General features: G+C 58.8%; 12 protein-coding genes. 5 read left to right on the plus strand and 7 right to left on the minus strand.

Annotation, left to right across the window (positions count from 1 at the left end; all coding sequences use genetic code 11):
- Positions 1-328: 328 nt before the first annotated feature.
- Positions 329-1,090 carry a gamma-glutamyl-gamma-aminobutyrate hydrolase family protein gene (locus ACA063_RS12735; protein WP_497666147.1) on the minus strand — a complete coding sequence of 254 codons (762 nt, stop codon included), beginning with the start codon at positions 1,088-1,090 and terminating at the stop codon, positions 329-331.
- Positions 1,091-1,370: 280 nt separating this feature from the next.
- Here ACA063_RS12735 and ACA063_RS12740 point away from each other — a divergent pair, with 280 nt between their 5' ends.
- The 4 genes from ACA063_RS12740 (at position 1,371) to ACA063_RS12755 (ending at position 6,684) form a co-directional block, all read left to right on the plus strand.
- Entirely contained in the window at positions 1,371-2,747 is a 1,377-nt protein-coding gene (locus tag ACA063_RS12740; RefSeq protein WP_497666148.1) for a glutamine synthetase family protein, read from the plus strand.
- 178 nt (positions 2,748-2,925) lie between these two features.
- A complete protein-coding gene (locus ACA063_RS12745) occupies positions 2,926-4,416 on the plus strand; it encodes an aldehyde dehydrogenase (RefSeq protein ID WP_497666149.1) in 1,491 nt (496 codons plus the stop codon).
- 50 nt (positions 4,417-4,466) lie between these two features.
- Positions 4,467-5,750 carry an NAD(P)/FAD-dependent oxidoreductase gene (locus ACA063_RS12750; protein WP_497666150.1) on the plus strand — a complete coding sequence of 428 codons (1,284 nt, stop codon included), beginning with the start codon at positions 4,467-4,469 and terminating at the stop codon, positions 5,748-5,750.
- A 385-nt stretch (positions 5,751-6,135) separates the two neighbouring features.
- Positions 6,136-6,684: a cupin domain-containing protein gene (locus tag ACA063_RS12755; RefSeq protein WP_028623608.1), complete on the plus strand. Its 549-nt coding sequence runs from the start codon at positions 6,136-6,138 to the stop codon at positions 6,682-6,684.
- Positions 6,685-6,919: 235 nt separating this feature from the next.
- Here the strand turns inward: ACA063_RS12755 and ACA063_RS12760 are convergent, their stop codons facing one another.
- From ACA063_RS12760 to ACA063_RS12770, 3 genes are all read right to left on the minus strand, one after another.
- On the minus strand, positions 6,920-7,213 hold the full coding sequence (locus tag ACA063_RS12760) for a fructose-bisphosphate aldolase (protein WP_497666151.1): 294 nt from the start codon (positions 7,211-7,213) through the stop codon (positions 6,920-6,922).
- A gap of 587 nt (positions 7,214-7,800) precedes the next feature.
- The gene (locus ACA063_RS12765; RefSeq protein ID WP_497666152.1) at positions 7,801-8,019 is read right to left on the minus strand and encodes a PLD nuclease N-terminal domain-containing protein; all 219 of its coding nucleotides are present in this window, start codon (positions 8,017-8,019) and stop codon (positions 7,801-7,803) included.
- A 50-nt stretch (positions 8,020-8,069) separates the two neighbouring features.
- Entirely contained in the window at positions 8,070-8,459 is a 390-nt protein-coding gene (locus ACA063_RS12770; RefSeq protein ID WP_497666153.1) for a VOC family protein, read from the minus strand.
- Between the two features lie 383 nt (positions 8,460-8,842).
- Between ACA063_RS12770 and ACA063_RS12775 the strand changes: the two genes are divergently transcribed.
- A complete protein-coding gene (locus ACA063_RS12775) occupies positions 8,843-9,715 on the plus strand; it encodes a DNA/RNA non-specific endonuclease (protein ID WP_497666154.1) in 873 nt (290 codons plus the stop codon).
- Between the two features lie 93 nt (positions 9,716-9,808).
- Here the strand turns inward: ACA063_RS12775 and ACA063_RS12780 are convergent, their stop codons facing one another.
- The 3 genes from ACA063_RS12780 to ACA063_RS12790 all read right to left on the minus strand — a co-directional run bounded on the left by ACA063_RS12780 (position 9,809) and on the right by ACA063_RS12790 (position 13,409).
- The gene (locus ACA063_RS12780; protein ID WP_497666155.1) at positions 9,809-11,224 is read right to left on the minus strand and encodes a purine-cytosine permease family protein; all 1,416 of its coding nucleotides are present in this window, start codon (positions 11,222-11,224) and stop codon (positions 9,809-9,811) included.
- A 359-nt stretch (positions 11,225-11,583) separates the two neighbouring features.
- Positions 11,584-12,735, minus strand: coding sequence for an acetylornithine deacetylase (gene argE / locus ACA063_RS12785; protein WP_497666156.1), 1,152 nt, complete (start codon positions 12,733-12,735; stop codon positions 11,584-11,586).
- Entirely contained in the window at positions 12,732-13,409 is a 678-nt protein-coding gene (locus ACA063_RS12790; RefSeq protein WP_497666157.1) for a DUF1028 domain-containing protein, read from the minus strand. Before ACA063_RS12790 ends, argE begins: the two co-directional genes overlap by 4 nt.
- Positions 13,410-13,434 lie beyond the last annotated feature (25 nt).

Here is a 13,434-nt window from a genome sequence, read left to right on the forward strand (position 1 = left end):
CGGCCTGACTTAATAGTGAATTGCAAGCCCGGAGGTTGCGATGCCATCCAATTCAAACGCGGTTCCCTGTAGGAGCTGCCGAAGGCTGCGATCTTTTGATGTTGCTCTTCAAGATCCAGATCAAAAGATCGCAGCCTTCGGCAGCTCCTACAGGGCATTGCGCATGAGTTGCAGGTACCTGCTACTCGGGCCTATTCGGCGCCGCCGTCCTGGCTGCCTGGGTCGTACTTGTTGTTATTGCAATGTGTTGTTTTCACAAGTCACGGATGCGCAAAGGCGCACCCGCCAGACTCGCGGGGGCAGTAATTAAGTTGATCGTCTGTTTAAGTCAGCGCGCGTTACGCAGCGCAGCCCGTCGCCGGCACGCATCGCCGAACGCCTGGAAAATACTCAAATAGGGAGGGTTTGAAAGCACCTGCCATTCCGGGTGCCATTGCACGCCGACGGCAAAGGTGCGGCTGTGCTCCACCGAAATCGCCTCGATCAATCCGTCCGGCGCAACCGCCTCGCAGCGCAGGCCAGGACCCAGTCGGTCGATGCCCTGGCTGTGAATCGAATTGACCATGAACCCGGCGGGCAACTTCAGCGCTTCAAACACACCCCCTGGCTGAACCGTCACGGCATGAGCCGGTGCGTATTGCACGGCCAGTTCCGGGTGATCCGCCTCGCGGTGATCGAGCATGCCCGGCAGCTCATGCACCTTCTGATGCAGGCTGCCACCAAACGCGACGTTCATTTCCTGAAAGCCACGGCAGATGCCGAGCACCGGAACGCCCGCCGCAATGGCTGCACGTAATAAGGGGAGGGTGGTGGCATCCCGCGCCGGATCGTGATCCGTGCCGGGCGCACTGTCCGGGCCTTGATAGTGGAAAGGTTCCACATTCGAAGGTGAACCGGTCAGCAACAGACCGTCGAACTGCGCGAGCAGATCCTCGATTTCAGTCAGTTCGCCTAATGAAGGAATGACCACGGGCAACCCCAAAGCCGCGACGCTGACAGCACGCAAGTACTTGTCGCCGCTGACGTGGTAGGGGTGCAGGCCAATCTGTTTGACGCATGCAGTAACGCCGATCAATGGCTTGAATGCCATTTTTATCACCTCGAAGTTTCACACTTGAACGAGCTTTTCCGGAGCTTAGCCTTGTTGATTTTAATTAACAACTCTCATGTAAAAAATTCTAAACGCCGCGCGTCTGATCCTCAGGATTTACGCGGCGTGCGGGACCAATTTGGCACTCTAGTCCCCATTAAACGCCCGAAAATAAAGGTTGATAGGCCAAGTGTTCGCTATTGACTTCACTTTGTCTTTCGGATTGACTGAGCTCGCAACAAGGTAGTGAACATAATAATTAACAGCTAATAGGTGCATCATGTCGGTCCCTCTGCGTACCGTTCAACTCAACGAAGCAAACGCATTCCTTAAGAAATATCCTGAGGTTTTGTACGTCGACCTTCTGATTGCGGATATGAACGGTGTGGTGCGCGGCAAGCGCATCGAACGCACCAGTCTTCATAAGGTTTACGAAAAAGGCATCAACCTTCCGGCCTCGCTCTTCGCTCTGGACATCAACGGTTCCACGGTGGAAAGCACCGGCCTGGGTCTGGACATCGGCGACTCTGACCGGATCTGCTTCCCCATCCCTGGCACCCTGAGCATCGAGCCGTGGCAGAAGCGCCCAACCGCTCAATTGCTGATGACCATGCACGAACTGGAAGGCCAGGCGTTCTTCGCCGACCCACGGGAAGTGCTGGCCAATGTCGTGCGTAAGTTCGATGACATGGGCCTGACCATCTGTGCAGCGTTTGAACTGGAGTTCTACCTGATCGACCAGGACAACGTGAACGGTCGGCCGCAGTCGCCGCGCTCGCCGGTTTCAGGCAAGCGTCCGGTGTCGACCCAGGTCTACCTGATCGATGACCTGGACGAGTACGTCGACTGCCTGCAAGACATCCTCGAAGGCGCGAAAGAGCAGGGCATTCCTGCGGACGCCATCGTCAAGGAAAGCGCCCCGGCGCAATTCGAAGTGAACCTGCACCACGTCTCCGACCCTATAAAGGCCTGCGACTACGCGGTGTTGCTCAAGCGTCTGGTGAAGAACATCGCCTACGACCACGAGATGGACACCACCTTCATGGCCAAGCCGTATCCGGGCCAGGCGGGTAATGGTCTGCACGTGCACATTTCGATTCTCGACAAAGAAGGCAATAACATCTTTGCCAGCGAGGATCCCGAGCAGAACGCCGCGCTGCGACACGCGATCGGCGGTGTGCTCGAGACCCTGCCGGCGCAGATGGCGTTCCTCTGCCCGAACGTCAACTCGTACCGCCGCTTTGGCGCGCAGTTCTACGTGCCGAACTCGCCAAGCTGGGGCATCGACAACCGTACCGTGGCAGTGCGTGTGCCGACCGGTTCGCCGGACTCCGTGCGCATCGAACACCGCGTAGCCGGTGCCGACGCCAACCCGTACCTGCTGATGGCGTCAGTCCTGGCCGGTATTCACCACGGCCTGACCAACGAAATCGAGCCGGGTGCACCGGTCGAAGGCAACAGCTACGAGCAGAACGAACAGAGCCTGCCCAATAACCTGCGCGATGCCCTGCGCGAGCTGGACGACAGCGAAGTCATGGCGCGTTACATCGATCCGCTGTACATCGACGTGTTCGTGGCGTGCAAGGAAAGCGAACTGGCCGAGTTCGAAAACTCCATCTCGGACCTTGAGTACAACTGGTACTTGCACACCGTCTAACGACGGGCAATAAACCCTGTAGGAGCTGCCGAAGGCTGCGATCTTTTGATTTTGCTTTTTGAGATCAAGATCAAAAGATCGCAGCCTTCGGCAGCTCCTACAGGGGGATTGCATTCCAGGTTTTAAAAGACAGGTGCCAGCCTGACGATCACCTATTCCCCTGCGTCGAGTCACAACAATGACAAACACTCGCAGCGACTGGGAGCAACGCTTCCAGTCCCTAACAATAGAAAGCCGCGCCTTCATCGACGGCCAATACCGCCCGGCACTCAGCGGTGACACCTTCGAATGCATCAGCCCGGTCGACGGCCGTTTCCTGGCCAACGTCGCCAGCACTGACGAAGCCGACGCCAACGCGGCAGTCGCCGTCGCGCGCCGCACCTTCGAATCCGGCATCTGGGCCAATCTCGCCCCGGCCGAGCGCAAGCGCATCCTGATCCGCTTCGCCGACCTCATCCTGGCCAACCAGGAAGAACTCGCCTTGCTCGAAACCCTCGACATGGGCAAGCCGATCAACGACTCGATGAACATCGACATCCCGGCGACCGCCAACGCGATCCGCTGGAGCGCCGAAGCCATCGACAAGATCTACGACGAAGTCGCCGCCACGCCCCACGACCAGCTCGGCCTGATCACCCGCGAGCCGGCAGGTGTGGTCGCCGCCATCGTGCCGTGGAACTTCCCGCTGATCATGGCCAGCTGGAAGTTCGCTCCAGCCCTGGCAGCCGGTAACTCGTTCATCCTCAAGCCGTCGGAAAAGTCGCCACTGACGGCCATCCGCATCGCCCAGCTTGCGCTGGATGCGGGCATCCCGAAAGGTGTGTTCAACGTGCTGCCAGGCTTCGGTCACACCGTCGGCAAGGCGCTGGCGTTGCACATGGACGTCGACGTTCTGGCGTTCACCGGCTCGACCGCGATTGCCAAGCAACTGTTGATCTACGCCGGCCAAAGCAACATGAAACGCGTCTGGCTCGAAGCAGGGGGGAAGAGTCCGAACGTGGTGTTCGCCGACGCGCCGGATTTGCGCGCGGCGGCACAAGCCGCAGCCGGCGCGATCGCCTTCAACCAGGGCGAGGTCTGCACCGCCGGTTCGCGCTTGCTGGTGGAACGCTCGATTCGCGAGCAGTTCATTCCGCTGTTGGTGGAAGCGCTGCAAGCCTGGAAACCGGGGCACGCTCTGAATCCGGAAACCACGGTTGGCGCGGTCGTCGATCAGCGTCAACTGGACAACGTGTTGCGCTACATCCAGGTCGGTAAAGACCAGGGCGCGCAACTGATCGCGGGCGGCAGCCGTACCCTCGAAGACACCGGCGGCCTGTACGTGGAACCGGCCATTTTCGACGGCGTCACCAACGCCATGACCATCGCCCGTGAAGAAATCTTCGGCCCAGTGTTGTCGCTGATCACCTTCGACACGGTCGAAGAAGCCCTGACCATTGCCAACGACAGCATCTTCGGACTGGCCGCCGGCGTCTGGACCAGCAACCTGAGCAAGGCCCACACCTTTGCGCGCGGTTTGCGCGCCGGTAGTGTCTGGGTCAACCAGTACGACGGCGGCGACATGACCGCGCCGTTCGGCGGGTACAAGCAGTCGGGTAATGGACGGGACAAATCGCTGCACGCGTTCGATAAATACACCGAACTCAAAGCGACCTGGATCAAGCTCTAATACTTCTACAACGGCGGTCGCAGGCTTGCTTGCGACCTTCGGAGAAACCTATGAAACAAACCCATGTAAACAGCTACTACGCCGCCACCCGCAACTTCACCGGTGATTTCCCGGTGCTGGAACAGGCCGTGGACTGCGACGTCTGCATCATCGGCGCCGGCTACACCGGCCTGTCTTCGGCGCTGTTCCTGGCTGAATCCGGCTACAGCGTCACCGTGCTCGAAGCCGCCAAAGTCGGTTTCGGTGCCAGCGGTCGCAACGGCGGTCAACTGGTCAACTCCTATAGCCGCGACGTCGATGTGATCGAAGAGCGCTACGGCGACAAAACCGCCGAAGTACTCGGCAGCATGATCTTCGAAGGCGCCGACATCATTCGTCAGCGCATACAACACTACGACATTCAGTGCGACTACAAGCCCGGTGGCATTTTTGCTGCGCTGAACAAAAAGCAACTCAAAGGCCTGGCCGAGCAGAAAAGCAGCTGGGAACGCTACGGCAACAAGAACCTGAAAATGCTCGATGCGGCCGACATCAAGCGCGAAGTCGGTTGCGACAACTACGTCGGCGGCCTGCTCGACATGCAGGGCGGCCACATCCATCCGCTGAACCTGGCCCTTGGCGAAGCCTCGGCCATCATCGGCCTGGGCGGCAAGATCTACGAACAATCGGCCGCAGTGGAAATCACCTACGGCGAACCGATTACCGTACGCACCGCCAAAGGCGTGGTCCGCGCCAAATACCTGCTGATCGCCGGTAACGCCTACCTGCCGCAAGACCTCGACAGCCGCGTCACGCGTAAAAGCATGCCGTGCGGATCGCAAATCGTCGTCACCGAACCGTTGTCCGAAAAGGTGGCGCGCAGCCTGATCAAAAACAACTACTGCGTCGAAGACTGCAACTACCTGCTCGACTACTACCGCCTCACCGCCGACAACCGCCTGTTGTACGGCGGCGGCGTGGTCTACGGCGCCCGCGAACCGGACGACATCGAACAACTGATCAAGCCGAAGATCCTCAAGACCTTCCCGCAACTCAAGGACGTGAAAATCGACTACCGCTGGACCGGCAACTTCCTGCTGACCATGTCGCGCATGCCGCAGTTCGGCCGTATCGAGAAAAACGCCTACTACATGCAAGGCTACAGCGGCCACGGCGTCACCTGCTCGCACCTGGCCGGCAAACTGATCTCGGAAATGATCCGCGGCGACGCCGAACGCTTCGACGCGTTCGCCTCGCTCCCGCACATGCCAATGATCGGCGGCCGCACCTTCCAGGCCCCGCTCACCGCCATGGGCGCCGCGTATTACGCGCTGCGCGATCGATTCGGGATCTAAGCCACACCAGCGATCAAAATGTGGGAGCGAGCCTACTCGCGATGAGGCCATATCAGCCGCTATTGATGTAGCTGACACACCGCTATCGCTAGCAGGCTAGCTCCCACAGAGATCCAGTTTGAGCAAAAAATCCACGGCCAACCGGGACCAAACTGTAGGAGTGAGCCTGCTCGCGAAGAGTCCATACCAGCCGCCATCAATCCCGACTGACATCCAGGGACCGCCATTTCACCCACCCATTCATCGAACCTGCTGAGCAACACCACCAAACGTGATTTAATACCCGACTTTCAAATTTCCGGGACAGGGAAGCGGTACCTTCGCGGCCAAAAGTCGCCCGCCATCCACCCCCATAACCCTTAAGTTTTCCTCACATAAGGCTGTCATGGACACGGGCTCACGACTCAAACTAGTACGCGAAAGCTACAAACTCTCCCAGCGCGAGCTGGCCCGGCGTAGCGGCGTCACCAATGCCACCATCTCCCTGATCGAGCAAAATCGCGTCAGTCCCTCCGTCAGCTCCCTGAAAAAACTGCTCGAAGGCATTCCCATGTCTCTGGCGGATTTCTTCACCTTTGATCAGCCACCACGTGAACATCAGTACGTATTCCGCGCCAACGAACAGCCGGACCTCGGCCGCCATGGCCTGCGGTTGCTGTTGATTGGGGCCTCGGTGCCAAGCCGGCAGATGCGATTGTTGCGCGAGCAATACGCGCCAGGGGCGAGCTCGGGGGAAGAGCCGATCGTGCACTCGGAAGGCGAGGAGTGTGGGCTGGTTACGCGGGGTACGGTTGAGCTGACGGTAGACGGCCAGATTAGTGTTCTCAATGCGGGTGACGGTTACTACTTCCCGACAACGCTGCCGCATCGGTTTCGCAACATCGGCCAGGACGAAGCAGAAATCATCAGCGCCAACACCCCGGCTAACTTCTGATATCAAACCGGACGCCTACCTGTACGCGGCACCGTACCTGTGGCGAGGGGATTTATCCCCGTTCGGCTGCGCAGCAGTCGTCAAACCATCACACGCGGTGTACCTGATACACCGCGGTTGCAGGTTTGCGACTGCTGCGCAGCCGAGCGGGGATAAATCCCCTCTCCACAAATGTATGCCTGCCGCTTAAGTGAACAGCCCGCGAAAAGACGGGTTTTTTTTCGACTGGAGTTTTTCACTGCCCCTGTGGCGTATCAATCCCCCGCTGCTCGATCACCCGAAACACGTCGCTCACATCCTGGACCAGGATCCGGGCGATGTTGGTCACGGTGTTGATGTCGTCTTCGGCAGCATCGGGGTGGCCGGTGCAGGCCATCAGGTGGAGGTATTTGAGGACGGCGTTGAGGCGTTCGCTGACGCAGTTGTGTAGTTCGCGCAGCGGGGCGTCGCTGTCGATGAGGAGGACGGGGTAGTCGGAGGCGAATTGGGACATGGGGGTGAAGCGGCGCGGCGGGTTTTGGTTTGTCATGATTTTTAGTCCTAGAAAGATGAATCACAACCGTCATATCCAATTCACAGACGAACAACGACTGTGTCGAGGAAGTGACGATACTCGGTGTCTTCTTTTAGGGCTGCGAAACCCCGCCACTAACGACTGTCAGCGACGGGGCGAACTATATGTGGCAGTTTTTCCGTCTGCAAACGGGTGTGTAGGACGTCAGGTGGTTCTTGCGGTGATGGTCGAGACTGCAATTCGATGCTTAGCAGTTGTAGTGTCAGAATTCGTTTTTGTCAGATGAACCTTGCATACTGGATTGATGGCTGCTGTGCAGCCGAACGTAGGCTTCGCCAACTGCTACAGGATGTGGGCACGTTTAGGATTTCGGCGGGGTTGGGGCGGCTTCTCTGCCCAGCGGAAGCGAGTTCCCTCACCGACATGGGTAATTTCCTACGCGATTTTCGGACGTCAAAATCAAAAGATCGCAGCCTTCGGCAGCTCCTACATTGATTGGCTGCATACCTGTGGCTGCCCGGAACAACAAAGCCCCGAGTTTTCGGGGCTTTGTTTTATAAAGATTTCGAAATCTTAGAATTAAGTTAAGTCCCGTCCCTGCGCTACTGCCTGGCCTGCGGCGAATGCGGATTCTGAGCCGTGTGCTTCGGCCCTGCCAGCGCCCACGCTACCAGCCCAAACAGCGGCACAAACACGATTACCACTATCCACACCAGCTTGTTGCTCGATTTCCCCTCGGCTTTACGCACCCGATTAATCGCCCACAACTCGACCAGCACCAGAACTGCCGCGAGTACGATCCAGATCGTTTCGATTTGCATTAGCCACCTCCTGATAGTCATTCAGTTAGGTGGCCTGAGGCGCGCAGGGTTCAATTTACTGGTGTGCAAAGTTCCACCAGCGTTCCGTCCGGGCAGCGAACGTAAGAGACCGTCTGACCCCAGGGTTTGAGGAGCGGGGCGGCTATTTCGATGGCACCTGCGTTCAGGGCTTTGGCATGGGCGATGGTGACGTCTTCGGTGACCAGGCCGACTTCCATGCCCAGCGGTTTGATCGAGCTGTGGGCCGAAACGTGGCCGCTGCTGAAGTTCATGGCAGCGAGCTCATCGGCGGCGAAGGCCAGGGCGGTGTCACCGGTTTCGAGTTCGCCGTAGGTGTTGGATTCGTGGAGAAAGCGCGTGGTGAGGCCGAATGCGGTTTCGAAGAATCGCAGTGAGGCGGGAACGTCAGCGACGTAGATGATCAGATAGCCGAATTTCATGGACGAACACTCCTTGTTGAGAAATTGGGGCATGAATGTAGCAGATTGGGTCGCAAGTCAGTCGTTCAGAAAGCGCCTTGAAGTCTGGTCGGAAGCGTTCCAGTGCGCGGACGGGCCCGAGGCTGGGTGTGTCGTAGGCCAGGACCGTCTTGGCGATTAAGATGCAAGTACGCCTCAGCACTAAATTGACTTGTCACGGTCAATAATTCCCGCAGATCGTCAGCGGTCCTCCTGCCTGGAGCCGACCGGTTCTACTTCGGTGGTTTGATCAAGGAAAGTGAAAGGATGCTCGCCGCAATGTAACTAGCCACTGCCTCATTGAGTCTCGGTGAATCGCGACTCGCCGCACGTTTTTCCTCTATTCAATACAAAGAATTCAAAGCATGAACCTTCGCAAAATTGCAGTTGGGCTGTCGGCCCTTGTTTTGCTCTCGAACGGCGCGCAAGCCCGCAGCCTGTTTGATCTCCTTAAACCGCCCGCCGAGCACCAGCAACACACGTCCCGTTCGGGTTCGATCAATCAGAACTCGGCGCTGGACCTCTATTCAAACAAACAGAAACAGGCCTCTTTTGATGGCTGTGCAGACCTGTTTCCGGCGGCGAAACCGATCAATCTCGCCACCGTACCTGCAACCATGAAACCCCTGGCCCTGTGTTCCGATAACTTTGCGGTGCTGTACTCGCAAACCAGCAAGACGCCGATGGTCGTCGTCGAACGCCTCAATTCAGCCCTGTTGCAGGACGCCAAAGGCGAGGAGCGCACCAACCAGTTCTACCCGGATCCGCGTATCCCCAAGAGCGGGCGGGCAGAGTTGAGCGACTATCGCAGCCAACACCCGGCCGTGGACCGTGGGCACCAATCGCCGGCCGCCGATGCACCGAGCCCTAATGCCATGGCTCAATCCTTCGCGCTGTCGAACATGGTGCCGCAGGACCCGACGAACAATCGGAAGATCTGGAGCAAAGTCGAATCGGACGTCAGAAAGTTTGCGAAGCGCGCCGATGGCAATGTGTTTGTCTTTACCGGCCCGTTGTTTGACCAAGGCCACACCACCATCGGCAACAACAAGGTCTGGGTCCCGACTCGCCTGTTCAAGCTGGTTTACGACGCATCCTCCAAACGTGCCTGGGCCTACGTGTTACCGAACGCTGAAACCCGTATCGAGAAGCCGATGGATTACGACACGTTCGTGAAGAGTACCGGGCTGAAGTTGTTGGGCAATCTACCGGTTACAGGGTCTGTCGGGCGCACTTGATGGCTTGATGGGTGACACTCCCAAGTCTCGAAGCACAAAAAAACCCGCATCGTCGTGCGGGTTTTTTTTTACTTGAAATCGACGAGCTCTCCCTTACAAAGCGTTCGCCAGTTTTCCGCTCGACAGGCGACGCTTGTACGCCGTGTCACGGTTTGCCAGCCAATAGTAGAGCGGCGAAGTGATCAACAGGCCCACCAACCACGACAAGTCAGCCCCGTTGATATGTTCCGAAATCGGCCCGACGTACAGCGGCGTGTTCATGAACGGAATCTGCACCACGATGCCAATCGCGTACGCCAACAACGCTTGCGGGTTGTATCGTCCGTAAATCCCGCCATCCACCTGGAAGATCGAGTTGATGTCGTACTTGCCTTTGTGAATCGCGTAGAAGTCGATCAGGTTGATCGCGGTCCACGGCACCAGGACTACGAGCAACACCAGCACCATGTCGACGAAGTGGCCGATGAAATCCGCCGAGGCACCGACAGCGGCAAAGCAGCAGCCGGCGAGGACGATGATCGAGATGACGGCGCGGCTTTTGGCCGTGGGGATCCAGCGGTAGGCGAAGGTTTGCACCAGGGTGATCAGCGACAACACGGCGCCGTAGAGGTTAAGGGCGTTGTGGCTGATGACGCTGAGCAGGAACAGCACCAGCATCAACGGGCCGATGGAACCGGTGGCGAGTTTGACGGCGTCCATGGTGTCCATGCCGACCGGCGTGGCGAGGACCGCGACGGCGCCGAAGATGAACGAGAGGCTGGAGCCGAGCACGGTGCCCAGGTACGTGGTCCAGAAGGTCCTTGCCACCGGTACATCGGCCGGCAGGTAGCGTGAGTAGTCGGAAACATACGGCGCGAAGGCGATCTGCCAGAGCGCGGCGAGGGAAACAGTGGCCAGCCAGCCCGAGATGTTGAAGCTGCCGCGAGTGAGGAAGTCGGCGGTCTGTACGTGGGTGAAGATGTAGCCGAAACCCAGCACGATGCCGGCGCCGAGTACCCAGGTACCGATGCGGTTGAGCACGTGGATGAAGCGGTAACCGATGATGCCGATGATGCCCGATCCCACGGCGCCGATGACGATGCCCACCGGTACCGGAATGGTATCGACCACACCGTGCAGGGACTTGCCGGCAAGGACGATGTTGGACGCGAAGAAGCCGATGTACATGATGCCGGCGATCAGCACCACCAGCAGCGCGCCGAGTGAACCGAACTGCGCACGGCTCTGGATCATTTGCGGTATGCCCATCTGCGGGCCTTGCGCCGAGTGCAGCGCCATCAGCACGCCGCCGACCAGGTGACCCACGAGGATAGCGACGATGCCCCACACCAGGTTCAGGTGGAACAGCTGCACGCCGAGGGCGCCGGTGACGATGGGCAGCGGCGCGATGTTACCGCCGAACCAGAGGGTGAACAGGTCCCTTGTCTTTCCATGGCGATCTTCGGGTGGCACGTATCCTATCGTGTGTTTTTCGATGAGCGGGGCGGACGTTGTTGCGCAGGTGACCATGACGAACTCCAAGGCAAAGTGAGTACGTTTTCGTACTTCGGTGAGCGCCGCGCGAACGACGCTTTTCTTGTTGGAGTGATGATGGGCGGTGGGGGGAGAGAGATAAATTAGTAAGTTTGTTGCTACAGACGTTAAAAAAAGTATGCCCGTGGATCAGGTGGGTCCGGTATTTTTCAGCGGGGTCACACGGCTGCGAAATCCCTAAATTTGGTCCCCTTTTTTGCGAGCACCGCGGTGCCCTGTAGGAGCTGTCGAGTGAAACGAGGCTGCGATCTTTTGATCTTGTTTTTCAAGAGCAAAGTCAAAAGATCGCAGCCTCGTTTCACTCGACAGCTCCTACAGGGAGTGGTGTTGATTAATCAGTTGCTGATTGATCGCAGCATCTGTTGCAGCATCGCGTCGCAGCCATTCAATTGTTCCAGGCTGACAAACTCGTCCGGTTTATGCCCCTGATCCATACTGCCGGGGCCGCAGACGACGGTGGGTATGCCTGCCGCGTCGAATAGACCGCCCTCTGTCCCGAACGCCACGGTGCCGAACTCTCGGGAACCGGAGAATGCAGCAATCAACTCAGCCGCTTCGCTGTGCGCATCAGTCGCCAAGCCGGGATAGGCCGACAACTCGCTGAAACGAATCTCGCTCTGCTCACTCACCGCGCGCATACGGGGCAGCACTTGCTGTTCGGCAAAGGCCTGCAGTTCCTGCGCTACGTCACTGGGATCATGGGAAGGCAGGGTGCGAATTTCGAAGTCGAAGCGGCAATCCGCCGGCACGATGTTCAGCGCCTTCCCACCGGAAATGACACCGGTCTGCACCGTACTGAAGGGCGGATCGAAACGAACGTCGTGATGCTCGGGCGCCTTGAGGCGATGGCCAATCCGGCCCAGTTCACTGATCAACTCGGCGGCGTATTCAATCGCGTTGACCCCGAGCGGCGCATACGCGGAATGACAGGCCTCGCCATGAACATCGCAACGCATCGCGAGCTTGCCTTTGTGGCCCAGCACCGGCTTCAACTCGGTCGGCTCGCCGATGATGCAGAGCATCGGTTTGACCGGGCGCTTTTCCAGTTCCGACAGCAACGAACGAACGCCCAGACAACCCACTTCTTCATCGTACGACAGCGCAATGTGCACCGGCTTTTTCAGGTCGGCCCGCACCAGTGATGGAACCAGGGCGAGCACACAGGCGATATAGCCTTTCATATCCGCTGCGCCACGCCCGTACAGCTTGCCGTCACGCTCGGTCAGCTCGAAGGGCGGCAGGGTCCACGGCTGGCCATCGACCGGCACTACATCGGTGTGCCCGGACAAGACAATGCCCGGCAGTTGCGCAGGGCCGATGGTCGCGAACAGATTGGCCTTGCTGCGCTGTTCGTTGTAGATCAGCTCACAGGGCACATCAAAATCCGCGAGGTAATCGCGCACGAATTCGATCAGGTGCAGGTTTGATTCGCGGCTGGTGGTATCGAACGCCACCAGGGTTTTCAGCAAGTCGAGGCTGGTGCTCATCGATCGTCTCCGGCGACTCCGTAGCCTGGGGATTTGTCGGGCGCGAGGGCGCGGTCGATGTAGTCCTGTACCTGCGGTCGATAGGCGTCCCAGAGTTTTTCCAGTTCGGCGATCGGGTTTTCATCAGCCCAGTCGACCCGCAGGTTGATGATCGGCCAGGTCAGCTCACCGACCACTACCATTGCGGCGGAATGCACCGGTCCGGCTTCACCGCCTGCTGCAATAGCGGCGTTCATGGCGGCGAGCAAGCGGTCAGCCAGCTGACCTTCGCCCTGCTCGAACGCGTTGACCATCGCTTCGATGACGGCGCGGTCCGCGAGCATGTTTCCCGCCGCGACACACTGCTCACCGGATACGGCATTGTGATTGCCCAGGGTCTCGCTGCCGCTGAAATGCGCGGTGCGGCCGAGATGATCGATGGCGGTGATCTGTCGGTACTGGCTGTAACCGTTGCGCGTCAGCACCTTGTCCATCGCCTCGGCAGGCGCCAGGCCTTGTTCCATCAGGGCGAGGGTTTCCGGGCCAAGGGAGGGCAGGGTGATGTTCTGCGTCGAGACCGCGCCGACACCGGGCAGCAGCCATGGGCAGCGGGCGCCGACGGCGATGCTGGAGGAGCTGATGGCGATGCCGAACTGGCCGGTTTCGGGGCAACGGGCGGCGATGGAGAAGGTCATGGTTTGATTCCTTGGTTATAGCCCT

It is taken from the genome of Pseudomonas sp. LBUM1643, from assembly GCF_059716215.1.